21 protein-coding genes, 1 tRNA gene and 1 pseudogene are annotated in these 25,448 nt (G+C 65.7%); 16 read left to right on the top strand and 7 right to left on the bottom strand.

Annotated features, from left to right (window positions below; all coding sequences use genetic code 11):
- Positions 1-25 precede the first annotated feature (25 nt).
- From QGN30_RS16385 to QGN30_RS16375, 3 genes and pseudogenes are all read left to right on the top strand, one after another.
- On the top strand, positions 26-2,353 hold the full coding sequence (locus tag QGN30_RS16385; protein WP_085989686.1) for a copper-translocating P-type ATPase: 2,328 nt from the start codon (positions 26-28) through the stop codon (positions 2,351-2,353).
- Between the two features lie 127 nt (positions 2,354-2,480).
- Positions 2,481-3,119: a DUF5134 domain-containing protein gene (locus QGN30_RS16380; RefSeq protein ID WP_019734354.1), complete on the top strand. Its 639-nt coding sequence runs from the start codon at positions 2,481-2,483 to the stop codon at positions 3,117-3,119.
- 1,100 nt (positions 3,120-4,219) lie between these two features.
- Positions 4,220-4,618 (top strand): annotated as a pseudogene (locus tag QGN30_RS16375) (PRC-barrel domain-containing protein); the annotation flags it as partial.
- Positions 4,619-4,828: 210 nt separating this feature from the next.
- Here QGN30_RS16375 and QGN30_RS16370 read toward each other — a convergent pair.
- The 4 genes from QGN30_RS16370 to QGN30_RS16355 form a co-directional block, all read right to left on the bottom strand.
- Positions 4,829-5,551, bottom strand: a complete 723-nt coding sequence (locus tag QGN30_RS16370) for a cation transporter (RefSeq protein WP_196236150.1) — start codon at positions 5,549-5,551, stop codon at positions 4,829-4,831.
- 268 nt (positions 5,552-5,819) lie between these two features.
- Entirely contained in the window at positions 5,820-8,075 is a 2,256-nt protein-coding gene (ctpC, locus tag QGN30_RS16365) for a manganese-exporting P-type ATPase CtpC (RefSeq protein ID WP_033712784.1), read from the bottom strand.
- A 9-nt stretch (positions 8,076-8,084) separates the two neighbouring features.
- Entirely contained in the window at positions 8,085-8,363 is a 279-nt protein-coding gene (locus QGN30_RS16360; RefSeq protein ID WP_014379988.1) for a DUF1490 family protein, read from the bottom strand.
- Between the two features lie 278 nt (positions 8,364-8,641).
- On the bottom strand, positions 8,642-8,980 hold the full coding sequence (locus QGN30_RS16355) for a DUF732 domain-containing protein (protein WP_014379989.1): 339 nt from the start codon (positions 8,978-8,980) through the stop codon (positions 8,642-8,644).
- Between the two features lie 462 nt (positions 8,981-9,442).
- On the opposite strand from QGN30_RS16355, the gene QGN30_RS16350 reads away from it, so the two are divergent.
- The 8 genes from QGN30_RS16350 (at position 9,443) to QGN30_RS16310 (ending at position 17,126) form a co-directional block, all read left to right on the top strand.
- Positions 9,443-10,165 carry a YoaK family protein gene (locus tag QGN30_RS16350; RefSeq protein WP_033712808.1) on the top strand — a complete coding sequence of 241 codons (723 nt, stop codon included), beginning with the start codon at positions 9,443-9,445 and terminating at the stop codon, positions 10,163-10,165.
- A gap of 186 nt (positions 10,166-10,351) precedes the next feature.
- A complete protein-coding gene (locus tag QGN30_RS16345) occupies positions 10,352-10,636 on the top strand; it encodes a TFIIB-type zinc ribbon-containing protein (protein ID WP_014379992.1) in 285 nt (94 codons plus the stop codon).
- 76 nt (positions 10,637-10,712) lie between these two features.
- Positions 10,713-11,618 carry a cation diffusion facilitator family transporter gene (locus QGN30_RS16340; RefSeq protein WP_014379993.1) on the top strand — a complete coding sequence of 302 codons (906 nt, stop codon included), beginning with the start codon at positions 10,713-10,715 and terminating at the stop codon, positions 11,616-11,618.
- Between the two features lie 724 nt (positions 11,619-12,342).
- Entirely contained in the window at positions 12,343-12,816 is a 474-nt protein-coding gene (locus QGN30_RS16330; protein ID WP_014379994.1) for an ArsR/SmtB family transcription factor, read from the top strand.
- A gap of 171 nt (positions 12,817-12,987) precedes the next feature.
- Positions 12,988-13,464: a DUF1490 family protein gene (locus QGN30_RS25750; protein WP_075362272.1), complete on the top strand. Its 477-nt coding sequence runs from the start codon at positions 12,988-12,990 to the stop codon at positions 13,462-13,464.
- A gap of 5 nt (positions 13,465-13,469) precedes the next feature.
- Positions 13,470-15,836, top strand: a complete 2,367-nt coding sequence (locus tag QGN30_RS16320; RefSeq protein WP_224120009.1) for a heavy metal translocating P-type ATPase — start codon at positions 13,470-13,472, stop codon at positions 15,834-15,836.
- 48 nt (positions 15,837-15,884) lie between these two features.
- The gene (locus QGN30_RS16315) at positions 15,885-16,166 is read left to right on the top strand and encodes a DUF1490 family protein (protein ID WP_369798138.1); all 282 of its coding nucleotides are present in this window, start codon (positions 15,885-15,887) and stop codon (positions 16,164-16,166) included.
- 423 nt (positions 16,167-16,589) lie between these two features.
- Positions 16,590-17,126, top strand: a complete 537-nt coding sequence (locus tag QGN30_RS16310; protein WP_033712782.1) for an HD domain-containing protein — start codon at positions 16,590-16,592, stop codon at positions 17,124-17,126.
- 10 nt (positions 17,127-17,136) lie between these two features.
- On the opposite strand, the gene QGN30_RS16305 is transcribed toward QGN30_RS16310, so the two are convergent.
- Entirely contained in the window at positions 17,137-17,604 is a 468-nt protein-coding gene (locus QGN30_RS16305; RefSeq protein WP_014379999.1) for an NUDIX hydrolase, read from the bottom strand.
- Positions 17,605-17,611: 7 nt separating this feature from the next.
- Entirely contained in the window at positions 17,612-18,427 is an 816-nt protein-coding gene (locus QGN30_RS16300) for a helix-turn-helix domain-containing protein (RefSeq protein ID WP_019733121.1), read from the bottom strand.
- A 236-nt stretch (positions 18,428-18,663) separates the two neighbouring features.
- Here QGN30_RS16300 and QGN30_RS16295 point away from each other — a divergent pair, with 236 nt between their 5' ends.
- The 4 genes from QGN30_RS16295 (at position 18,664) to QGN30_RS16280 (ending at position 23,864) form a co-directional block, all read left to right on the top strand.
- Positions 18,664-19,008 (top strand): hypothetical protein, encoded by a 345-nt coding sequence (locus tag QGN30_RS16295; RefSeq protein ID WP_014380001.1) that lies wholly within the window; start codon positions 18,664-18,666, stop codon positions 19,006-19,008.
- Positions 19,009-19,095: 87 nt separating this feature from the next.
- A complete protein-coding gene (locus QGN30_RS16290; RefSeq protein ID WP_014380002.1) occupies positions 19,096-20,529 on the top strand; it encodes an FtsK/SpoIIIE domain-containing protein in 1,434 nt (477 codons plus the stop codon).
- On the top strand, positions 20,526-22,031 hold the full coding sequence (locus tag QGN30_RS16285) for a replication initiator (RefSeq protein WP_014380003.1): 1,506 nt from the start codon (positions 20,526-20,528) through the stop codon (positions 22,029-22,031). Before QGN30_RS16290 ends, QGN30_RS16285 begins: the two co-directional genes overlap by 4 nt.
- Positions 22,032-22,217: 186 nt before the next feature.
- Positions 22,218-23,864: a recombinase family protein gene (locus tag QGN30_RS16280; protein ID WP_023899425.1), complete on the top strand. Its 1,647-nt coding sequence runs from the start codon at positions 22,218-22,220 to the stop codon at positions 23,862-23,864.
- Here QGN30_RS16280 and QGN30_RS16275 read toward each other — a convergent pair.
- Positions 23,846-23,931, bottom strand: a tRNA-Leu gene (locus QGN30_RS16275). The genes QGN30_RS16280 and QGN30_RS16275 overlap by 19 nt on opposite strands.
- A 112-nt stretch (positions 23,932-24,043) precedes the next feature.
- Here QGN30_RS16275 and QGN30_RS16270 point away from each other — a divergent pair.
- On the top strand, positions 24,044-25,417 hold the full coding sequence (locus tag QGN30_RS16270; RefSeq protein ID WP_263646188.1) for a M20/M25/M40 family metallo-hydrolase: 1,374 nt from the start codon (positions 24,044-24,046) through the stop codon (positions 25,415-25,417).
- Positions 25,418-25,448 lie beyond the last annotated feature (31 nt).

Genomic DNA, 25,448 nt, shown 5'->3' with positions numbered 1-25,448 from the left:
CGTTGCGTCCGACGCGGCAGGACGGATGCGTATACACACCAACGGCTTTCGTATGGACGAAGGCCGGGCCGTCGCAATCGAGGAGACGGTCGGCAACCTATCTGGTGTACGCACCGTGCGTGTGTATCCGCGCACGGCATCCGTTGTGATCCGATATTGGCCCGAGCGATGCGACACCGGCGCCGTCTTGTCGGCGATCACCGAGGTGGAGCGCAGCCCTGCCGCTTCGGAGCCGGCGCCTGTTTCGCGGTCGGCTGATATCGGCAATGGCGGCATCGTGGGGAAGGTCGTCGGCGGGATCGGGCGGATGCTGCTGGGCCTGCACAGTGACGAGTCAGAAGCTCCGCCGGAGATCGAGAGGCTACGAGAGGCGCTGAAAGGTATCGGCTATCACCTCGCGCCGGTTACCGAGGGTCAGCCCTCGCCGCGCGAGGAGGCCCAGCGTGGGATTCGGGCCTGGTTGCGGCGGGTCTGGTTGGCCTGGCCGCTGGGGCTGCTGGCGTCTGGCTTGACGATGTTCTTCGCCGCGTCCCCGTGGGCGGGGTGGTTGGCCTTCGCCGCGACGCTGCCCGTCCAATTCATAGCCGGGTGGCCGTTCCTGTTGGGGGCGGCCCAACGGGCGCGGGAGAAAACCGCGAACATGGACACGCTGATCACACTCGGCACGTTGACCGCGTTCATCTACTCCACCTATCAGCTCCTCGTTGGCGGGCCGCTGTTCTTCGACACCTCGGCGCTGATCATCGCGTTCGTGGTGCTGGGCCGCTATTTCGAAGCCAAAGCCCACGGCAAGACGCTCGAGGCCATCAGCAAGCTGTTGGAAATGGGCGCCAAAGAAGCCCGGCTGCTGGTCGACGGCCAGGAGCTCCTTGTGCCAATCGATCAGGTGCAAGTAGGAGACCTGCTGCGGGTGCGGCCGGGGGAGAAGATCCCGGTCGACGGCGAGGTCGTCGACGGGCGTGCCGGCGTTGATGAGTCGATGCTGACCGGCGAGTCCGTCCCGGTCGAAAAAACGGTGGGCGACCATGTTGCCGGGGCCACCGTCAACACCGACGGGCTGCTGACCATCCGCGCTACCGCCGTAGGGACCGACACCGCGCTGGCGCAGATCGTGCGACTGGTCGAACAGGCCCAGGGCGGCAAGGCCCCGGTGCAGCGCTTGGCCGATCGGGTCTCGGCGGTGTTCGTGCCAGCTGTCCTCGGCGTGGCCGTGGCGACGTTTGCGGGCTGGACGCTGTTCGCCGCCAACCCGGTCGCCGGCATGACGGCGGCGGTCGCGGTGCTGATCATCGCGTGCCCGTGTGCGCTGGGCCTGGCCACCCCCACCGCGATCATGGTCGGCACTGGCCGCGGCGCCGACATGGGGATCCTGGTCAAGGGCGGTGAGGTGCTGGAAGCCTCGAAGAAGATCGACACCGTGGTGTTCGACAAGACCGGCACCCTCACCCAAGCCCAGATGCGACTCACCGACGTGATTGCCGACAAGCGCCGTCAGCCCAATCTGGTGCTGCGAATTGCCGCCGCGGTCGAATCGGGCTCCGAACACCCCATCGGCGCGGCGATCGTCGCCGGGGCACACGAACGGGGGGTGGAGATCCCGGCCGCTACGGCGTTCACCAACCTCGCGGGGCACGGAGTGCGCGCCGAGGTAGAGGGCCGACCCGTGGTGGTCGGGCGGCGCAAGCTCCTCGATGTGCACGACGTGAAGTTGCCTGAACACCTTGCCGCAGCGGCGACGGAGTTCGAAGAACAAGGCCGCACCGCGGTTTTCGTCGGCCGCGACGGCGAAGTTGTGGGTGTGCTCGCCGTGGCCGACACCGTCAAAGACGACGCCGCCGACGTGGTCCATCAACTGCGCGCCATGGGGCTGCATGTCGCATTGATCACCGGCGACAACACCCGCACGGCGGCCGCGATCGCCAAGCAGGTCGGCATCGAGCAGGTGCTGGCTGAGGTGTTGCCGCACGACAAGGTTACCGAGGTGCGCCGACTCCAAGACGAGGGCCGCGTGGTCGCGATGGTCGGCGACGGCGTCAACGACGCGCCCGCCCTGGTGCAGGCCGATCTGGGCATTGCGATCGGCACCGGCACCGACGTGGCCATCGAGGCATCCGATATCACGCTGATGTCCGGCCGGCTCGACGGCGTCGTCCATTCGATCGAGCTCTCGAGGCTGACGCTGCGCACTATTTATCAAAACCTCGGCTGGGCGTTCGGCTACAACACCGCCGCAATTCCCCTCGCCGCGCTCGGCGTGCTAAACCCGATCGTCGCAGGCGCGGCGATGGGATTTTCCTCGGTCAGCGTGGTGACCAACTCGCTGCGACTTCGCCGCTTTGGCCGCGACGCTTGACATGTGGTCTGCAGTCTGCGAGTAGCTCAGCGGCCATGACACCCCTTAATCGTGAATCCAGCCAAAGGAGACGACCAACGGTGCCGGCGCAGCGCAGAGGAGTCCCGAGCATGCGGTGTAGCGGAACTTGATTGGCGACCTCGCGCTGCGGTGGACGGTTAGCGTCCTCTTCGGCGCCAGCTTCGCGGGACACCTGTACGGCCTTGTCGCGCAACGTGAACGATGGATATGCACAGTCGAACGCCTGCTGCACATAGTGATGTGCGCGGGAATGGTTGCGATGGCCTGGCCGGTCGGAATGGAACTCCCCACACTCGGGCCGATGGCCTTCTTCCTCGCGGCGGCCGTCTGGTTCGTGCTGGTGGCTGCCCACGTGTTCTCCGGCGACGATGGCCGACTGACCAACGGCTACCACGCCAACATGATGGCGGCGGTAGCTTGGCTGTACGCGGTAATGCGCGGCGGCCCGCTGGGCCGGCGCGATCACCCACCCGACCACACAATGCCCAGCTCGCCCGGAATGAAGATGCCGGGTATGGACATATCGGTACCCCACACAGCCGAACCCTGGTGGATCACTACCCTCAACTGGATCGCGGCGGTCGGATTCGCAAGTGCCGCAGTGTATTGGCTGTATCACTATTTCGCCCAGCGGAAAGCGAACCCTGCGCAGCACACCACGCTCCTCGGGGACTGGGGAACGCTATGCCAGGCATTCATGGCCTCCGGCATGGCCATCATGTTCGGCGTGATGCTGGAGGTATGACCCGCCGCAGCTCGGCGCACCAACGATGCTGCAGGCCCCTGCGTGGTGTGTTGCAGGCGTTGGGCGCCGGTTTTGGCCCTACGTGCTGCCGTGGCGTTCACCTCGTCACAGTCAGTCGCTGGTAGTTAACCCATTCCTGCGATGGCCCGGGATCCGTGTAGCCGTGGTCGTTGACTCGCCGACCCCGAAGCGCTCTGGCGCAAAGACCACTCGTAAGCCGCTGCCGGACGAAGATCACCAAACAACCAGATTCGTTCCGTTACTACGGCGACGCCGACAACCTCAACAGCACGATCAAGCAGGTGCTGTTCGGGCGCTCTGCTGGTGGAGTGCAGGTCTTCCAAACGTGCGCTATTCGTGTGAAACCGCTGGGGAAGCAGGCACCGATGCACGGCGGAGCATCGGTTCTGCGAAGCACAGCCTGGGTGCGACGCGTGGTGCCGACGATCCTTCCGCACCAGATCACTGAGTTTCCTCCAGTCCTTGGCCTCAGCCTCGGGGTGTTTTGCGTGAACCTTGGCCGCGATCGGGGCTAAGGAGGCAGCGCGGTGTCATCTGTAGCGCGCTGCCGGGGTGTATACGATTGTGCCCCATGGTTACTGCCGCAGGTGCGTGGGCTCGGGGACCTCAGCAAGCAGTACCACGCTCGGCCAACGAACTCGGCAATCACACAGTTGATTGCAATCGGCCTACCGATGACCGTCGTGCATTTCTCAGCAGACAGTAACCGGGTGGCACGCGCTATCGCCGGCGAACCCGGTTCGATCGTTCTCGGCCCCGTCGACGTTGGATGATGCGGATGATGATGATGTCACCACCGTGATCGCGGCGATCGTGGCGAGGATTGTTGTGCCGATGATTTGCTGGGCGTGGTTGTAATGGGGTAGGTAACCAGGTTCTGCGGCCGACCATAGACGCAGTGGTGTGCTCATGGCGGTGGCCGTCGACGCAGGTGTGGGCGCATGCTTATCGGCCCGTACAGCCGTAGCTTGATACGTCTGCGAACCTGGCCCTGGATTGGACACCACGGGTCGCCAGTATGGGGCCCTGAGCCCTGAGTGCAGACCGCTGGCGGCTCTATCGCGTTTGAGGAGAATGTAATGAATGCATCACAGGCTGCGGTCGAGCACGACGCGGCGCGGCCGGTGATCCACTTGTCGGAGTTGCTGCGTTCGCCGGTTTTGGCTCGCTCCGGCGAGGCTGTAGGCCGCGTGGAGGACGTGATCGTGCGACTGCGGGGCGCCGACGATCATCCGCGGGTGACTGGGATCGTGGCCGGGGTAGGTCGGCGGCGGGTGTTTATCGGCAGCCCTTCCATCAACGAGTACGCCGCGCAGCGAGTTGTGTTGGCCAAGAACACAATCGACCTCCGCAGCTTCGAGCGCCGCGACGGTGAGGTGTTGTTGCGCGCCGATGTGCTCGGGCACCGGTTGATCGATGTGGCGGCTGTGGAATTGGTACGCGCCTACGACGCGGAGCTCGAAGATACTGGCGGTGGGCGCGGCCGCTAGATCGTACGACCCTAATGCCGTCGATAGCCACCACCAACGGGTAAACATCGGTGACGGCTATTTGCTCGGGCTCGCCGAAACCGCCCGAGCCGCAGGAGAAAGGGAGGTCGGCATCGGCGGGCTTGCGCAATGCACGTGCATCGATTCAGCTTGCGGTCTCACCCGCGACGGCCGTGGTTGCTGGCGTTGCATCGATGGTTAGCAGCCGCAGTCCTCACCTCGCCAGGATCGAAAGCCTTGCCAGACCGCGACGACGGCAACGCCCAGCCCGATCACCGGATCGAGCCACCAACCGCCGGACCAGTTTGCGGTCGTCGCCAGGCCAATGAGCACCGCGGCAGCCTGAACAGCGCACAAATAATTCTGGGTGCCTTCGGCCACGGTGGCCGCCGAGTCCAATCGCGCACCGAGAATTCGTTGGGCGCGGCCCAGGAGCGGCATTTGCAGCACCGCGAAGGCGGTCAGCACGATGCCGATCACGCTGGTGTCGGGATGGCGCTCACCGAACAGATGGTGCACCGATTCGGCGGCGATGTAGGGGGCTGTCATCCAAAACGACACCGCCACACCGCGTTGGGCGCTGCGCTCAGCCGTCGCCGACAGCATCCGCGATCCGGTGAACCGCCAGATCACCACCACGCCGGCCAGACCCTCGGCCACACTACCCAGCGCCCAGCCGGTCAGGGCGACTGACCCAGCAGCCAAGCCTTGCCACAGCCCCACGGCGGCCTCAATGGCCAGAAAGACCAGGCTCACCCACGCCAGAGCGCGGGCCGCGCCGGCCGCACGCAGCCACCCCGCATCTGCGGCCAACACTGCCGGCGCATTCTGCGCGGACGCTGCGCAGCACGCATCGTCAAGCAACTCGCCCGGACCATTGGCCGGACCGGAATTTGTCACAAAGTACCTCACTGGCTGCATTTGGCCATTTTACGGGCGCGGGCGAAAGGCATCCACGACCGCCACACTCGCTGATCCAACCAAGTATGCCGGTGCAGGATTTCAACTTTCAGCGCCTGGATCCATCTTGGACGCGGCTGGACGCTTGGTGCTACCGCGGGGCCGGGTAGCAGACCGTCATGAACTGGCGGTCGCAGCTCGTTCCTCGACGAGCATTGCTTGCGAACTCACGACCTTGGGCTCGCAGGACGAGGGGCGAGCCCAAGGGTGTGAATCCGAAGTGACGCCGTCAACGGGATGATTCTTGGGCCACCAGCGGACGCACCGAGCCGCCTGGCAACTGCAGACTACCCTGGGTAGTAGTGCCGCGGTCCCCGGCATTACCCAAGGCGGTATCGCTGAGGCGGTAGCGGATCAGCCGGGAGCTGTTGGTGGCGACTGCGACTGAGGACGCGTTGTGCAGAATCGCGGCGAGCACCGGCGATAGTGCGCCGCCGGCGCCGATCAGCAGGCCAGCGGCGTTCACGGCGATCGACATGCCGTAGTTCTGCCGGATGACTTCGACCGCACGCGCACCCAGGTCCGGGACGTCGAGCAGACGTTGCAGATTGTCGTTGGCCAGAGCGACGTCGGCGGTCTCGACGGCCACATCGGTGCCAGCCAATCCCATGGCGATCCCGATGTCGGCGGTCGCCAACGCTGGGGCGTCGTTGACACCGTCGCCCACCATCCCCACGACGTAACCCTCGTCCTGCAAGGCTTTCACCACTGCGAGCTTGTCGTCGGGCAGCACCTCGGCGCGCCACTCCTCAATACCGAGTTCGTTGGCGACCGCTGCAGCGGTCTCGGGATGATCGCCAGTGAGCATGACAATCCGGCGTATCCCGGTGGCCCGCAATCTCTTCAGCACCTCGGCCGCCTCGGGGCGGACCTCGTCACGCAGACTGATCAACCCGACCAGCTTGCCGTCCACCGCGAGCAACAGCGGGGTTTCGGCCTGGCGGCGCAGCGTGTCGACCCACTCCGTAGCTTTCTTGGAGATGCGGACACGTTCATCACGCAGCAGTGACGGGCTGCCCAGCAACAGGATCCTACCGTCGGCCCAGGTGCGCATGCCCAGTCCCACCAGCACCTCGCATTCCTCATGTGGGGGAATGGTGATGCGGCGTTCCTCGGTCGAGCGGATTACCGCTTCGGCCAGCGGATGACGCGAGTGGATCTCGGAGCTGGCCGCATAGGCCAAGACCTGTTCTGGTTCCCAATCCTTGTGCAACGCAATGATATTCGTGACCACTGGGCGCCCAACGGTGAGCGTGCCGGTCTTGTCGAACACCATCGCGTCCACCCGGCCGGCCCGCTCCAAATGGGAGCCGCCCTTGATCAGGATGCCGCGGCGGGCGCCGTTGCCGATTGCGGCGCTGATCGCTGTCGGCGTGGACAATCCCACCGCGCACGGGCAGGCGATCAACAGCATGGTCATCGCGCGCCGCACATCCCCGGTCAGCACTAAGGTGAGCGCAGACAGGATGAACGAGGCGGGAACGAAACGACGGGAGAAGTTTTCGCCGACAGTCTGAATCGGTGCCCGATCGAGTTGCGCCTCTTCGACGCGGGTGATGATGCGTCCGATCACGGTTTGACTGCCCACCGCACTGGCGCGCACCACCAACCGTCCACGCACCACCACCGAACCGGCGTGCACCGGCGATCCCGCGGTGATACTGACCGGCAGGTTTTCCCCGGTGATCGCGGACTGGTCGACAATCGCCTCCCCGTCGATCACCTCACCGTCGACCGGGATGGCCACGTGATCGTGCACTACCACTTGATCGCCGATCTCCACGGTGTCGATCGAGACTTGAACCTCGCTGCCGTCATTCAGGCGAATCCAGGCGGTGTCGGCGGTGCCGCGCAGCAGCTCGGAGATGGCCCGCCGAGTCCGCCGCACGGTCAGATCCTGCAGATACTCACCAATGTTGAGCAGCCACAACACGGTAAGCGCCACCACGTTCTCGCGTAGCACCAAGCTGGCCACGGTGGCCGCAGCGACCAACGCGTCGGTGCCCGCGCGGCCTGACCGCAGCGAACGCAAGGCGCCGCGCAGGAACGGATACCCGGTGAAGATGGTCACGCCGGTTGCCACCAGCTGACCGGTCGGACTCAGCAGCGGTGGCCGTTTGAACCCGTAGCGGCGCACGCCCAGTAGGGCCAGCGCCGCCCCCCCGATCACCATGCGCAGCACCTCGGTGTTACGCACATCGGCTGATCGGGGTGAGCGCGCCGGAATCAGATTTTCGGCGATATGGGCGGCCTCCGCGATTGCCCGCTGCACTGCGGAACGGTCGCAACGTCTCGGCGAATACCACACCACCACCGAACCAGTGTGCGGATAGGCGTGCACCGCCCGCACGCCGTGTTGCCGTCCTACTGACTCTTCCACCGCCACAGCGCGACGCGAATTCGCCTGCACCCATGGGACCACCACCCGCATCCGCCCACCGGCATCCGACACGACCGGCAACACGGTGTCATCGACAACGGTCATATCGAGCGATCAGTGGTCGTGGTCGTGGACGTCGGCAGCGGCGGGAGGCGGCACCTCTTCGCCAATGCGCTCACGGGCCTCGGCGACCACGTCCGACACCTTCAGGCGCGCCGACTCCGCCGCGACCTCAGCGCGCCGTGTCCCGCGCAAACCCAGCTCCGTCGTTGCGACCGCAGCTCGGCGGAACGGCGCCTTACCCACCGCCTTTTTCACCACTTCGTAGGCGCTCACGCCGACCAAGCCGGTAAACACCGCCGCGCCCGCCTTACCCAATAACCCGTGCAGCATTACTCTTCGTTCCTTCCTTCCCGGGTCTGCCCCTGATGGGCAGACGTTCACCGCGTCACCAACCGACGTTAACATAGACGCATTGCAATATCGACATACATTGCCGGTGAAGTCTTCGCCTCAGAGATCCGGGCGGTCAGATCGGATGAATAGCCCACATCGCGGATCAGACCGCGCACCCGGACGCCGGCCCCAACAGCGCGAGTTGTGGCACAGACAGTGGCCGGCGCACCGGACGCAATGGGCCGCGCCTAACCTAATTTCACGCGGGCATCGGGCTAGAACGCCGAACCGTCGAGCTCGCTCTTATGTTGCGGGCAGTAGGACGTTACCGAGGCGCCGATGAAGTACCCGGCTTCATGTGCCGACAGATTCGTGTCCTTCACCAGCGACAGATCCACGAAGATAGGCGTTTGGCCTTTGTCCAGTCCCGCGCACACGGCGTGTCCCATTGCGATCGAGGTGTTGGCGTCGGTCACGACGACCGCGTGTCTTTCAAGCGTCGCGAGGAACGCGTCATCTGTTTGATCCGCCCATGCTGGCGGCGCGCAGAGCAGCCCGGCGGCCGACAACACAACAGCAGTGATCATCGACCGCTTCGCCGAGAACGGGTTCATTCCGGTCCTCGCGTCCCGCCAGTGGCGAACGTGTGCCTGCGCATTACAGGTCACCCCGGTGGTGGTTGCTCATTGATCGGCCGACAAGGTTGAGGATTTCCTGCCGCCGGATCGCGGTCAACTGCGACACCGACGGGCCTTGCAGCCCAATGCGAACAACCAGCAGCTCGTCAATCCCCTCGGGATTTTCGCATCGCGACGTCAGCGGTGCCATCCCAGCCCGGGCACCGCTAACACGACAACGAGCAGACCGCGAAGAGGACCGGTTGAACCCCATAGCAACATATAGTAATTTGCGCATGCAAGAGCGCCAACCACACGAGCCGCTGGGTCAGCGCATGGGCCGCATTCAGGGAGCACCGTCGCTCGCTTCGGCGAGGATTTTCGTTTGGCGGCTATGGTGGTGTCGCTGCTGAGGCGCTCGCGTTAGCGTCGCGCCGATCACTGGAGATGAAAGAGACGATGCCGCAAAAGCTCACGTCTAAAGACTGGCCGACTCGGTTACTCGTTCTCGGCTACGGAGGGCTGTTGGCCGCAGTCGCCGGGTTCGTCAATTCGGTGGCGTTGCTGGTATTGGCGTTCCCAGTGGGCAACCTGACCGCCTTGACCACCAAGTTGGGCATGGATTCAGCCAATCCGCTGCTGTATGAGAGCTGCATGATCGTGCTCATCGTGTTCGGGTTCCTGTGTGGCGCCGCGGGCGCCGGCGCTATGTTGGGTGGCACGCGGACCAACACCGGCCCGCGCCACGCTGCAGTCCTGGTCGGCGAAGCCGCGCTGCTGCTCGCGGCGACCGCCGGGGGACTTGCGGGAATCAAGGTGTTGCTGGCCGCCGCCGCGTGTGGGCTGCAAAACGGCATGACGTCGAATTTTCGCGGGATGACGATCCGTACCACGCATTTCACCGGCACCATGACCGACCTCGGCTTCATGCTGGGCCGCAGCCGTCGTCACGGGCTCGACACGTGGAAGGCCACGGTTCTGGTCACCACGGTGGTGTTGTTCCTTGGCGGCGGCGCCGCCGGGGCGGTGATCGGCGGCCGAATCGGCGACCACGCCCTGATATTGCCGGCGACCGCCTGCCTCACGGTGGCGGCTGCCAGTCTGCTGCATGCCCGTCGACGTGACAGTGTGGCGGCTCGCGCGATATTCACGCCCGAGCCCGCGCCCGCATCCTCCCACTGACCGGCGTCAGCCAGGTCAGCCCAGGACGACCTTACGCGCGACTTTCATTCATACATGCGAATGATTCTATTATTTGTTAGCCTGTGGACGTTGCTGCGATCAGCACCGGGAGGTCAAGTGAACGATGAGCGCGGATCAGCCGAGACCAGGGAGTCGCCCCTGCAGTGTCCGCGGTGTGTATCGCAGATGTTGCCGGTGCAGCGGTTCGGGGTGACGATCGATCAATGCACCGGCTGCGGGGGCATATTCCTGGACCGCGGCGAGCTTGAGCAGCTCGCCGAGGCCGAAGCCAAATTCTATTCCGCCCAGCAGCAACCCCAATCCCCTCCGAGCCCCTATCCGCCGCAGCAGCAGTACCCGGCGCAGCCGGTGTATGTCGAGGGCGCCCGCCCGAGAGGCTTTCTAGGCGGGTTGTTCGGCGAGGGTTATTACGGTGGCCGCCACGGAGGTTATCGCGGTGGACACCACTGATCCCAGGTGCCAAGCGCCCCGCCCCCCGGTGGAGCGGGCCAACGCACACGGCCAAGCTCACGACCACGGCCATGGGGTGTCCGCGGACGCGGACCGCAAATGGCTAGCAACCGCGCTCGGTTTGATCGTCGCTTTCATGGGCGTCGAGGTGGTTATCGGCGTTGTAGCGAACTCGCTGGCGTTGATCTCCGACGCCGGCCACATGCTTACCGACGCGGCGTCAATCATGTTGGCGCTGATCGCGATCCGGCTGGCTGACCGTCCGGCGCGGGGCCGCTACACCTACGGTTTCAAGCGGGTGGAGATCCTGTCGGCACAGGCCAACGGGATCACACTGCTGTTGCTGACGGCGTGGTTCCTCTATGAGGGGGTGCGTCGGCTTATCGCCCCGCCAGAAGTTGCGGGCCCGCTGGTGCTGTTCACCGCGCTGGCCGGGATCGTGGTGAACATTGGCGCTACCTGGTCGATCAGCCGCGCGAACCGCACCAGTTTGAACGTAGAAGGCGCTTTTCAGCACATCCTCAACGACCTATACGCGTTCATCGGCACCGCGGTTGCCGGTCTGGTGGTGTGGGTGACTGGCTTTGCCCGCGCCGATGCCATTGCCGCCTTGCTTGTGGCTGCATTGATGGCGCGCGCCGGCTGGGGGCTGCTCCGCGAATCTGGCAGGATCTTTTTAGAGGCCGCCCCAGCGAACCTGGATCCGGCCGAGATCGGCGCCAGGGTCGTCGCAGTACCGCAGGTGATCGAAGTGCACGACCTGCACGTCTGGCAGATCACGTCAGGCCAACCTTCACTCTCAGCGCACGTACTCGTCGCTGACGACGCCGACTCCCGCATGGTTCGCTCCCACATCGAAACGGTGCTGCACGACGAGTTCGGTCTCGAGCACACCACCTTGCAAGTCGACCACACTGTCGCCGATGGCGACAACGGCGGCGAGCACTGCGCCGGACCACACGGGCCAGTGCACCGCCCGTGATCCGAGAACGAGGCAGGAGCTATGCGCATCAACGGAGCGAATCGGATGCCCAGCCCGGACCAGGGCCGGGGAAGTTCCTCCTCAGAACGACGAACGCCACAGCGAAGTGCTTCAGGCTCTTCATGGCTCTCCTCGCTTGTGCCGGTATCGCGTTGAGCGTGGCGGCCCGAGCCACCGCCGATCCCAGTCCCTTTGGCAGCCTCTCTTGCTCCTGCGATCACCCGGTGTCAGGACCACACCGTCCCCCTGCTCAGCAAATAATGCAGGGCATCCGGGACGGCGTGCCCAACCTGCATCAACACAGCACCAAACCGAGCGAGTGAGCGAGTTGACGGGCGTCGCCTTGGTGGTGATGCCGCTCGTGGGTCGGGCGAACCACATACTGGCGGCGGGCTGGGCTCGGCGGCCGCCGCGGCTCTGGTCGGTCTGGCGATCATCGCCAGCTGGTCCGGCGGTTGGTGGTTCGACCCCGCGATCGGGCTGGCGGTCGCCGCCGTCGCGATTGGCAGGGCATCCGCTCCTGACGCGGCAAGGATTGCTCCTGCTGAAGGGACGCGAGGGCCGCACGCGATTCGCCGACTCTGTCAGCGGTTGTGCAAGTGTGAATCGGTCGGTCATCGTGGCCAGTTCGGTGTTGTGATCGCGTCACGTCAAAGCCGCCACCATGTGCGACGGTTGACACCGAAGGCTTGTAATCAATTAGCTGGGCCGCTATCATCGGGTTATGTCGATGAAAAGTCTCGATGCTGTCCCGCCCGCCGCGTCACCGCGTAAGGATTTGGCGGACGCGGTCGCGTTGTTTCATGGCCTGTCGGATCGGACCCGGCTAGCGATCGTCCGCCACCTCGCCCATGGGGAAGCGCGGGTGGTCGACCTCACCCGCATGCTGGGGTTGCCGCAATCGACGGTGTCTTCACACCTGGCGTGCCTGCGTGACTGTGGACTTATCGTCGGCCGACCCGAGGGGCGGCAGGTGTTTTACGCGCTGGCCGTGCCCGAACTGCTGGACTTATTCGCCGCCGCGGAAGCCGTCTTGGCGGTGACAGGCAACGCGGTGGCACTGTGCCCCACCTACGGCACCAAGGCCAACGCCCGCCCTGACGGAGCTGGAACGGGGGTCTCGTTGGACGAGCCGATTGAGGTGGGCATCGCCACGCCGACCGATGACGGGCCTGTGACGGCTGGGAGCAGGGCATGACGAACACGACATTTGTCGGTAGCAGTCATTCGTTCAGGCACGTGCGGCAGGTGATTGAGGCGTGATGCCAGCCACCGAGAGTTGGCCGGGGTCAGAAGTAGAAGGTGGCGGCGGGGGCTGTGACTGCCCGCAGCGCTGTGATGGCGCAACGTTTGGAAGGGAGCGGTCGGGATGGTGAAGCACGGACTTTCGGCGAAGGCGGCACCCACGGCGGGTTTTGTGGGGGCTGCGGCGTTTGAGGCCGTAGGCAGGGCATGGGCGAAGGTTCCCTGGCGGGAGGCGACGGTTTCCGCTAGCGCCTGTGGTTTGCGCGTTGCCCGTGAGGCCCAGAAAAGCGTCAAGCGGGCTCGACTCGCGGTCGTCGACGTGGTCGCCGAGGCGCGAGAGCGCGTCGGTGAGGAAGTCGAGGAGGAAGTTGCACCGCCGGCGGTGGCTGAACCTGCGCCCCGCAAGCGTCCCGGCAAAGCGGCCAAGCGGCCACCGCAGGCGGCGGCGGAACTTGAGCCTCGCAAGCGTCCCGGCAAAGCGGGCAAGCGGCCACCGCAGGCGGCGGCGGAACTTGAGCCTCGCAAGCGTCCCGGCAAAGCGGGCAAGCGGCCACCGCAGGCGGCGGCAAAATCCGGCGACGACCACCACCACGGAGGCTGATGATGCTGACCACTGACGTTCGCCCTGATGCCGGCGCCAAGCTGACCGTCGTATCCGACGCGGCGGGCCGGATGCGGGTGCATACCAGTGGGTTTCGGTTCGACGCAGTGCGGGCCGCCGCGATCGAGGACACGGTCGGCAAGGTGACCGGTGTGCGGGCCGTATATGCCTATCCGCGAACGGCATCGGTGGTGATCTGGTATTCGCCGGGGCGCTGCGACAGTGCTGCCGTGCTGTCGGCGATCGCCGATGCCCAGCACATCCCCGCGGCGTCGGTGCCCGCGTATGCCCCGCACTCGGCTGACATCCGCGGTGTAGTGCACAGCGTCATCGACTGGACCGCGCGAACGCTATCGGGCCGTCCGGCGGCTGTCGTCGCCGGGCAGCGACCGCGGGTGGTGAGCGATGCCTGCGGCTGCGACCACGATGACATTGAGTGCGAGCCGGAACGGCTCTGGCAAGTCTCCAAGTTGCGACGAGCCGCGCTGTCCGGGGTGCTGCTGGGCGCCTCGGTGGTTACCGCATGGGTCACCCCAGTTGGGCCGATCGCGCTGGGACTGAAGGTCTTCGCGTTGGCGGTGGGGGCCTCGACGTTTGTGCCCTCCAGTCTGCGACGACTGACCGAGGGCCGTATAGGCGTGGGCACCTTGATGACCATCGCCGCGGCGGGCGCTGTCGCACTGGGTCAGGTCGGCGAGGCCGCCATGTTGGCGTTTTTGTTCTCGATCAGCGAGGGCTTGGAGGAATACGCGGTGGCGCGCACCCGCCGTGGCCTGCGTGCCCTGCTGTCGCTGGTGCCGGATCAGGCCACCGTATTGCGCGAGGGCATCGAAACCGTGGTCGCCGCCGCCGACCTGCGTGTCGGTGATCAGATGATCGTCAAACCGGGGGAACGCCTGGCTACCGACGGCATCATTCGTGCCGGGCGCACAACCCTGGACGTCTCAGCGATCACTGGCGAATCGGTGCCGGTCGAGGCCGGACCCGGTGACGACGTGTTCGCCGCCTCGATCAACGGCTCGGGAGTGCTGCAGGTGCAGGTCACCGCGACCGCAGAGGACAACTCGCTGGCGCGCATCGTGCACATCGTGGAAGCCGAACAGGCCCGCAAAGGCGCCAGCCAGCGGCTGGCCGATCGCATCGCGCGACCGCTGGTGCCCGGCATCATGATCGCCGGGGCGTTGATCGCCGCGACGGGCATTGTCGTCGGTAGCCCGTTGATCTGGGTCGAACGTGCTCTGGTGGTGTTGGTCGCGGCTTCCCCGTGTGCGCTGGCCATCGCCGTGCCGGTATCTGTGGTGGCCGCCATTGGCGCCGCCTCCAAACTCGGCGTGCTGATCAAGGGCGGCGCCGCGCTGGAAGCGCTGGGCACCATCGGCGGGATCGCCCTGGACAAAACTGGAACGTTGACGGCCAACCGGCCTGCTGTCATCGACATCGCCACCACCAACGGCGCCACTCGCGAGGAGGTGCTGGCGGTGGCCGCCGCGTTGGAGGCCCGCAGTGAGCACCCCCTGGCCGCGGCCGTCCTCGCCGCCGCCCCAGCCCCGACGGCCGCCGGCGACGTGCAAGCCGTCCCGGGGGCCGGGCTGACCGGCCAACTCGACGGGCATGCTGTGCGGCTGGGGCGCCCGGGCTGGCTCGAGCCCGCCGACCTCGCCGATGATGTGGCGCGCATGCAACAAGCCGGGGCCACAGTGGTCCTCGTCGAACGCGACACGCTGCTGCTCGGGGCCATCGCCGTGCGTGACGAACTACGCCCCGAAGCCGGCGAGGTCATCGCCGCCCTACGCGCCGCCCGCTACGAGGTGGCGATGCTCACCGGCGACAACCACGCCACCGCTGCCGCTCTGGCGGCCCAAGCCGGAATCAAACATGTGCATGCCGAACTGCGCCCTGAGGACAAGGCGCAACAGGTCAGACAGCTGCGTGCCCGGCGACCGATCGCGATGGTCGGCGACGGCGTCAACGACGCTCCGGCCCTGGCCGCCGCGGATGTGGGAATTGCGATGGGGGCGATGGGAACCGACGTCGCCATCGAAACCGCCGATGTCGCGTTGATGGGCCAAGACCTGCGCCACCTGCCCCAAGCGCTGCAGCACGCGCGCCGCTCGCGGCGGATCATGCGGCAAAACGTCGGACTGTCGCTGGGAATCATCACCGTGCTGATGCCGCTGGCGTTGTTCGGGTTCCTCGGCCTGACCGCGGTGGTGCTGGTGCACGAGCTCACCGAGGTCATCGTCGTCGTCAACGGTGTGCGCGCCGGACGCACCAAACCACTTACAGCTCAGGGCAAGACACCCGAGAGTATTACGACTCACGGTGAGACGAGGATCGTCGCGACAGGTCGGTCGGCGCGGCAACCGACATAGTCTTCGCAGGATAGCGTGAACGGGTGCCAACCAGCAGAAAAAATGGCGGTGGAGATCCAGGAGTCCTTCGGGAAGTCGGGCACGATGGTACTCGCCGGGGTTGTCGGGGTGGGCGCCTACGAGCTGCTATGCAAGGTGGTGGGCAAGGCGCCGATTCATCAAGCCCGTGTGGCGGCGACGGAGTTGGGTCTGCGCGGGACTCGGCAGGCCGAAAGGGCTGCCGAGTCGGCCCGGCTCAAGCTCGCCGACGTGATGGCCGAGGCGCGTGAACGCATCGGTAAGGAGGCGCCGGCGCCTGCGGTCACCGGTGTCGACGAGCATGAACACTGATCCCCCGCCATGACTGTGGCGGCTGTGAGCAACGCTGCCCTGGAATCTGTTTCGGATACCTCGATATCAGTAGAGAAAGTTCTCACACCGTAGGTCGGAGGCGGTGTATGAGCGTTTGCGCGCCTGCTGCCACGGCAGCTCGGCGCGGCGAGGAGCGAGGACAGGTCTGGGTTGTCGTGAGACCCGGGGTGCTGAGGCCTTTGAGGTGTGGGCGCTGACTGGTCGTAGACAGCTGGTGGGGCGGCGGACGGAGGGCGAAGCGTAGCGACCGGCGCGGACGGCAGCGCCAGCGGACGGGAGCAAAGGGAGCGGAGCGAAGCCCGCAGGTAGCCGCCAGATTCCTGCGGGGCCTGTGCGGTCACGGCTGCGCTGAGCATCAGCTGTGGGTCTGCGCGGCGGCGATGAGACTCGTAGGCTGGTGGTGTGAGCGGGGTTCTGGCGCAGCGTGCGCGGCGGGAGGCCGAGGCCCGGTTGGTGGGGCAGCCTGGGCGGTTGGCGCATGTGCGGGGTGTGGTGGCGGCAGCGCAGCAGCTTGGTCGGCATTTCGACGCAGAGACTGCCGATTGTTTGGTGGCGGCGGCGTGGCTGCACGATATCGGCTACGCGCCGTCGGTGCGCCGGACGGGGTTTCATCCGCTCGATGGGGCGGAGTTTGTTCGATCGGCCGGATTTGGGAAGCTGGTTGCGTCTCTGGTCGCGTTTCATACCGGAGCGCATGTGGAGGCATCCGAGCGCGGTCTACAGGGGTTGTCAGAGTTCGGTGATCCGCCCAGCGACGTTCTGGATGCGTTGACGTTTTGTGATTTGACGACCGGGCCGGACGGGTCGCCGGTGTCAGCCGATGATCGATTAAGCGACGTATTGACTCGTTACGCGCCCGAGGATCCGGTGCATCGCGCGGTCGATGCGGGCCGCGAGGAGCTGTTAGCCGCGGTCCAGCGAGTGCGCGACTGGCTCTAACCGCGGTGGCTCAGCCGAGATAGGGTTTGTCGCGGTGTTGGAGGTAGTGGTCGATGCGCAGTCGCATCGACGGGTGCATATCCAGGGTGGGGATGTCGTCGGGATGGGCCCAGGCGATGTCGGTGCTTTCGTGGTCTATGGCTAGCTCACCGCCGATTAGGGTTGTGGTGAAGCACAGGGAGAATTGTTGGCGGACTTCACCGTCGGTGAACGCCACGACGTGGTGCGGGTTGGTGTAGACGCCGACCAGGGCGGTGACTTCGACGTCGAGACCGGTTTCTTCTTTGACTTCGCGCACGGCGGTGCCTGCGATCGTTTCGCCGATGTCGTGCCCGCCGCCGGGTAGCGCCCACAGGGTGTTGTCGCGGCGTTTGACCAACAGAATGCGGCCTTGTTCGTCGGTGACGATGGCCGAGGCGGACGGGACCACGCTGTTGGGCTGGGGGGCGTCGGGGTCGTTGTAGTAATCGGTCCGCATTCCAGAATCAGCCTTTCCTGATCAGTGGGTTGGCACTGTCCCAGATATGGGCAAATGCTTGTTCGAGGGTGGCCCACAGTCGGGGTTCGTGGTGGCGGGAGAGCACGAGCACAGGGTTGTTGCGTCCCGGTGAGCCGTAGATGTGGAAGTTGACGATCATGGTGTCGTCGACCCGGAAGGTTGACGTGTACAGCGTGGTGTCGTGGGTACGGATGTGCAGCCCCGGTGTGCCGGCGTGCGGAGCGAGCAGTTCGACGGAGGTGCGGCAGCGTGCGATGACGGCTTCGCCGATGCCTTCTTCCTCACCGCGCAGGATCGTGGCGGCGGTGTCGGGGTCACCAATGAGGAATCGCACCTGAACACCACGGGCGGCGGCGGCGAGCAGGGTGTCGAGAAATCCGTCGAGCGTGTCGAACAGGAACGTGGCCGCCAAGACGAGTATGTCGATACCTGTGGCGGCGTCGGCGAAATGCTGCTGCCACGCAGTGATCGGTAACTGGGTGCGGCTGGCGTACAGCGTCGCAGTGAACGGCCCACCCGGGTTTGTCGCCAGCGCGCGTGCGGTGGAGGGTTGGAATTGATTGGGCCACAGGTCGTGCGGGGTACAGCCGAGTACCTCGGCGGCACGGTGGGCGTTATCGTCGCGGACCTTGTAGGTGGCGTTGGCCAACCAGCGACGGACCGTTTTGACATCCACACCCGCCTCCGTGGCAAACCGCCGATGGGACAGCCCCTTGGTCCGTAGCCGTTGTGCTAGGCGATCGTTCGGGATTGCTGCGGTGCCAGCATCGCCGTCCTGATTGTCTGTCGTCTCAGCGCACATCTTCCCGTGTCGTCCCTGTCCGTCCCCAGCCCGTGGTTCCTAGTTTGCCACGCGCCGGTCTCAAACTGGGTCGGTGATGTCCCGCAGATGTCCGGCGTCATGTCCCTCTCGTGTCGGAAATGTCTGGGTCGTGTCGGCAATGCCTGCAAACGTCCTCGCAACGTCCGCGGTGTCCATGTGAACTGAGTCCAGCGCCTCACCTGGCGCAGACAGATCACGAAAGGAACAGCAGGACAATGCGTTTGAGAATCGACACGTCAGGAACCCGGTTCATCGTCACGCGGGCGGCCGAACCACGGCTGAACTTCGATACCGGCAGCCCCAAAGTCGACACCGCTACCGGCGTACCGCTCTACGCCGCGCAGCTGCTGGCGCTCGATGACAGCGGCGGTGAGGTGCTCAATGTCACCGTCGCTGGGGATCCGAAAGTAACAGTGACACAGCCAGTGTCGGTGTCGGGACTGGTGGCCATCCCGTGGGCTCAAGGCGATCGCAGCGGTGTGGCGTTCCGCGCCGATGCCATCGGCCCCACGAACCCCGCCGCTGTGCAGAGTGACCAGGCGTCCCGCGCGCAGAAGTAACGAGATTGCTGGGGCGCGGCGCTCGTGGGTGTCGCGCCCCCGCACCGGAGCTGCTATCGGCCATTCACTCACGGAGGGACGCCTGTCATGGCATCGAACAACAAGAACGGCAACAACTCTCAATCCAACGATGACGACTGGATCACCGACCTCATCCTCGCACTGTTCAAGGCGCTCGGATATCTGCTGTGGTGGGCGGTGCTCTTCCCGGCCGTCAGCATCCCGATCATCGCCAGCGTGGGGATAGCCATCACCCATGGCCCACGCTCGGGGCTGATCGTCGGTACTGCTCTCGTTGCTGCGTATGGGGTATGGGCGTGGCTGGAGCCGCGATCGTTTCGCGGATGGGTCACCGAGCCGGTGCGGCGGCGCTGGTTAGCCTGGTTGCGCTACACGCGCACCTGGGAATCGCTGTGCACCCTGCACGGGCTGACCGCCACACTTGGCGAACGCACTTTGGTGCCGACCTTGCAGTCGGTGCGCATCGGCAAGACGACCGACGTCCTGGCGCTGCGCGTGGTGACCGGCCAATCCCTGACCGATTGGCACAAGCAATCGGAGGCGCTGGCCGCCGCCTGGCGTGCCGACCGGATCACCATCCGCGCGACCGCGCCCGGAGAGCTACGCATCACCTTGATGCGAGGCGACGCGCTGGCCGACCCGATTGCTCTGCCCATGCCCACGACGACGACTGCGGTGGATGTGGGGTCGGTCCGGGTCGGCATCACCGAAACCCGCCGCTGGTGGCACCTACCTCTGCTCGGCAACCACCTGCTGGTGGCTGGCGCGACCGGCGCGGGCAAAGGCTCGGTGTTGTGGTCACTGATCGCCGGCATCGCCCCCGCAGTGAAAACCGGGCAGGTACGGCTCTGCGTCATCGACCCCAAGGGCGGCATGGAACTGGGCGCTGGAAGACCGATGTTCACGGTGTTCACCCACGACGCGACCGACTCGACCTTGCACCTGCTGCGGCAACTGGTGGAGGTGATGCACGCCCGCGCCAATCGGTTACGCGGCAAGACGCGCCTGCACACCCCCACCTCATCCGAACCGCTTTTTGTCGTGGTTATTGATGAGATCGCCGCTCTGACCGCCTATGTCACCGATCGCAGGGTGCGCAGCGAAATGGAACAACTGCTGGGTCTGCTGCTCTCCCAAGGCCGCGCCGTCGGCATTTCGCTGGTGGCTGCGGTACAAGACCCGGCCAAAGACACCCTGTCAGTGCGGCAGCTGTTCACCGTGCGGATCGGGCTGCGGTTGACCGAAGCCACTCAAACCGCCATGGTTCTCGGCCAGGGAGCAAGGGATGCCGGTGCGGAGTGCGACCGGATCGCTGATGCGACGCCGGGTGTCGGGTACATGATGATCGATGGCACCGCCCGCCCGGTGCGGGTACGGGCATTTCACGTCACCGACCACGACATCACCACCCTGGCAGCACGATTCCGGGCGCCCCGTGCCGCGACCCGCCCCGACCAGGCTAACGGCGAGCGCACTGACACCGATCGGGGTCAGCGGTGACTATTGCAACGACGGCCCCCACGCTGGTGTTGCCCGGCATAGCCGCCACAATCGACACCAACACGGCGGTGGATCAGATGGTGCGCCGCGCGTCCTCGATGGGGTTCGAATCGTGGTGGCGGCGAGCGGAATCCGTTGGCTTCTGCGCCAACCCCATTCAACTCACGGGTATCGACGAGTTCGGCCGCGATCGGGTGGTGTGGACACGGTGCAATAACCGCCGCGCCCAGATCTGCCCGTCGTGCTCGGACCTTTACGCTCGCGACACGTGGCAACTCGTGCACGCTGGCACCGCCGGCGGCCACCACGATATCCCCGAAGCCGTGGCGGACCGCCCGCAGGTGTTCGTCACGCTGACCGCACCCAGCTACGGGCCGGTCCACACCACCGCACGTGCGGGCGACAAGCGCCTCCGGGTGTGCCGCGACCACCACGGGCCTGGCGGCTACCGCCGTTGCCCGCATGGAAAACCACTGTGGTGCAGCACAACCCACGGAGAAGGTGACATCCATGTGGGACAGCCGATCTGCGCGGACTGCTATGACTACACCGGGCATGTGCTGTTCACCTGGCATATGCCAGAACTGTGGCGACGCTTCACCATCACCCTGCGACGCGCGCTGCGCCGCGAGCTACGCGCCTCGGGCGCCGACCCGGATGCGGTGCGGGTCAGCTTCATCAAAGTCGTCGAGCTGCAAGCCCGGCTCGTCCCACATATTCATGCCCTGATCCGTCTCGACCCGCGCGACAGCGACAACTGCGGTGGTCCGGAGTGGCAAGCGCCCCTCACAGCCACTGAACTGGCCACCATCATCCAACAGGCCGCTCGAACCGTAGCCGTGACGGTCACCGACCCATCCTCAGATACCGCGACACGGGTGATCAGGTTCGGCACACAAGTCGACACCCAACCCATCGAGAACCGGCACGCTGGCACGGACAGCCCTGCTGTGCAGGAGGATTCATCACACGGCCGGGTGCTGCCAGGCCACCGCGTAGCTCGCTACCTCGCGAAATACGTCACCAAATCCTTAGCTGACGTCGGGATCAGCGCACGACGCATCTCCACCGAGGCCATCGCCGACCTGGATGTGTCCGATCACGTCCGGGCGATCCTGACCACCATCAGCCAACTCGCCGATAGGGGATTGGCCGGTGTCGGCCGGTGGCTGCACACCCTGGGCTACCGGGGCCACATCACCAGCAAATCCCGCCGCTACTCCACCACGATGACCGCGCTACGCGAACGTCGCGCCACCTGGACACGTGAACAACGTCTGAAAAGCACTGGACACCAACATGGTTTCGGCTTCAACTCCACCGATGGCGATGATCTAGTGGTGTGGGAGTTTGACCGTGCCGGCCTCACCAGTCTCGGCGACCGCACCCTCGTGAACTCCGCGGCCCTCCGACGCATGGAAATCCGCCGGATCGGACTGATGGAAGTCCGTGGCCTAGCCCGCAACCAACGATGGGATTCGCAAGGGGGCAGCGATGGCTGACGGATCCCGAACAGCACATGCCCGGTATGAGCGTGACGCTCGAATCGATGCGCCGACGATGTCAGAGAGGCGTGTTGAAATTGTCGTGCCCGACCACTATCGACTTCCGCGCGAGGCGAACAGCGCGCTGGTAGACGTGATAATGGCTGTGCGGGACCGGATGCTGGGATCAGGGAGGGGAGTGGCGTGAGCCTGAGGTTCGCCTTCTATGGCCGAGTGAGCACGGAGGACGCTCAAGACCCGGAGGCGAGCCGCAGCTGGCAGAAGCGGCGTGCCATAGACCTGATCGCTCCGCACGGCGGAGTCCTCGCCGCTGACTACTTCGATGTGGGACAGAGCCGTTCGCTGCCGTGGAAGCGCAGGCCGGAGGCATCACGTCTCCTTGGTGATGTCGCTTGTCGGGACCGTAACTTTGATGCCGTAGTGATCGGGGAACCCGCCCGTGCGTTCTACGGGCCGCAGTTCGCGCTCACCTTCCCTATCCTCACGCACTACGGCGTCGGCCTGTGGGTACCCGAGGTCGGCGGAGCAGTCGATCCCGGTTCTGAGGCACACGACCTGGTGATGACTCTGTTCGGCGGCATGAGCAAGGGAGAGCGCGCACGAATCCAGATGCGGGTCCGTACGGCGATGTCAGCACTCGCGCAGGACACGTCGAGATACCTCGGTGGTCGACCACCCTACGGTTACCGGCTCGTCGACGCCGGCCCGCACCCAAACCCTGCCAAGGCAAATCTTGGGCAGCGGCTTCACCGCCTCGAACCTGACCCCGCGACGTCGCCGGTCATCGAGCGAATCTACCGCATGTACGCCGACGGAGCGGGCCTGCGCTACATTGCGCAACAGCTCACCGACGATGGCGTGCCGTCACCGAGCCAGTACGACCCGGCGCGGAATCGTCATCGTGACCCGCGAGGCTGGTCCCATTCTGCGATCCGCGCGATACTCGACAACCCGGCGTACCGCGGTATCCGTGTTTGGGGCAAGCAGGAGAAATACGAGGTCCTGGTCAGCCCCGACGATGTCGCGGCGGGGTACGAGACTCGTATGCGGTGGCGTGATCAGGCCGACTGGATCGCACCAGACCGCCGCACGCATGAAGCGCTGATTCCCGATGAACTGGTGCAGGCTGTTCGTCTTCGGACGCAGGCACGGCGTGGTCCCGGTCTCGTGTGCAGCAGAGAATCGACCGTGCCGTATGCGCTGCGCGGGCTCCTGTTCTGTGCCGCGTGTGGACGGCGGATGCAGGGCGCCGCTCGCGTCGGGAAACGAACGACCCGCATCCTCTACCGTTGTGAGCTGGGCAAGTCGCGTTCTGTACCTGTTGACCTGAGTGATCATCCGCGCACCGTCTATCTCCGTGAAGACGAGGTGACTGCGCGACTTGACGAATGGATCGCCACCCTGGCCGATCCGGAAGACCTTGCACGCGGGCAGGACGTGGACCCGGCAGGCGGTACTGGCTACGCCGCCCTACAGCGCCAGCTTCGCGAGGCGAATGCCAAGGTTGCTGCTTTGGTTACCGCCGTGGAGTCTGGCGTGGCCGTGGAGGACTTGACCGCCGCATTGCGTCGCCGCACCGCCGAGCGCGACGAGCTGAAGGCCCGTCTTGAGCAAGCGGAGCGGCCCCGTCTCATGTCTGCCGCACAGATCAGCGAATTGGTCGAGGAACTGGGCGGGCTGTCAGCTGTGCTCGGTGCGGCGACCGGGGCGGAACGCGCCGAGGTGTACGCGACCCTTGGGCTCCGCCTTGATTACGATCCGCATCTGCGACAAGTTAAGGCGACGGCCGATTTGAGTCGTGTCGCCGGCTGTGTCCGAGGGGGGACTTGAACCCCCACGCCCATTAGTAGGGCACTAGCACCTCAAGCTAGCGCGTCTGCCATTCCGCCACTCGGACAAGGCCAAACCAGCATGGGTTGGCAGCTAAGGCTATCGGATTGCCTGCCGCGAACCCAATCCGACTCCTCGTGACGCCGCGATGCTCGGCATCGGGCCGTCCGGCCGCGGCAATGGTAGGAAAGGGGGTTGTGACCATTCAGAGCGGGGCGACCGAGGAGCCGACCAACCCGAGTGACGACGTCGTCGAGGTGGTCAGCAAGCTGATCCGGTTCGACACCACCAACACCGGCGAACCCGAGACCACCAAGGGCGAGGCCGAGTGCGCCCAATGGGTCGCCGAGCAGCTCGCCGAGGTCGGCTACGCCCCCCAGTATGTCGAATCCGGCGCCCCCGGCCGCGGCAACGTCTTCGTCCGCCTGCCCGGCGCCGACCCCTCGCGTGGTGGCCTGCTCATCCACGGGCACCTCGACGTGGTGCCGGCCGAGCCCACCGAGTGGAGCGTGCACCCGTTCTCCGGCGCGGTCAAAGACGGCTTTGTCTGGGGCCGCGGGGCGATCGACATGAAGGACATGGTCGGGATGATGATCGTGGTGGCCCGGCAGTTGAAGCGGGCCGGCATCGTCCCCCCGCGTGACCTGGTCTTCGCGTTCATCGCCGACGAAGAGCACGGCGGCACCTTCGGGGCGCAGTGGCTGGTCGACAACCGGCCGGATCTGTTCGACGGGGTCACCGAGGCGATCGGCGAGGTGGGCGGGTTCTCGCTGACCGTGCCGCGCCGCGACGGGGGAGAACGTCGGCTCTACCTGATCGAGACGGCCGAAAAGGGGCTGTCGTGGATGCGGCTCACCGCCCGTGGCCCCGCCGGTCACGGGTCGATGGTGCACGACCAGAACGCCGTCACGGCCGTCGCCGAGGCCGTCGCCCGGCTGGGCCGGCACCAGTTTCCGCTGGTGCTGACCGACACCGTCGCGCAGTTCCTCGCGGCCGTCAGCGAGGAAACCGGGCTGACCTTCGACACCGAGTCGGGCGACCTGCGGGGAGCGGTCGAGAAGCTGGGTCCGACGGCCCGCATGCTCAAGGCCGTGCTGCACGACACCGCCAACCCCACGATGCTCAAGGCCGGGTACAAGGCCAACGTCGTCCCGGCGATCGCCGAGGCGGTGGTGGACTGCCGGATCCTGCCCGGTCGCAAGGAGGCGTTCGAGGCCGAGATCGACGAGCTGCTCGGGCCGGACGTGACCCGCGAATGGATCAAGGACTTCTCGTCCTATCAGACCAGCTTCGACGGTGACCTCGTCGACGCGATGAACGCCGCCGTGCTGGCGCTCGACCCGGACGCCCGCACCGTGCCGTATATGCTCTCCGGTGGTACCGACGCGAAATCCTTCGCGCGCTTGGGTATTCGCTGTTTCGGCTTCAGCCCGCTGCGGTTGCCGCCGGACCTGGATTTCACCGCGCTGTTCCACGGCGTCGATGAACGGGTACCCATCGACGCGTTGCGGTTCGGCACCGACGTGCTGACCCACTTCCTGACCCACTGCTAGTTGACGAACGCAAGCCGATCACCCGAGAGGA

Origin of the sequence: Mycobacterium sp. 3-98, assembly GCF_035918355.1 — a bacterium.
GTDB lineage: Bacteria > Actinomycetota > Actinomycetes > Mycobacteriales > Mycobacteriaceae > Mycobacterium > Mycobacterium intracellulare.
This window is presented reverse-complemented; position numbering and strand designations above follow the sequence as displayed.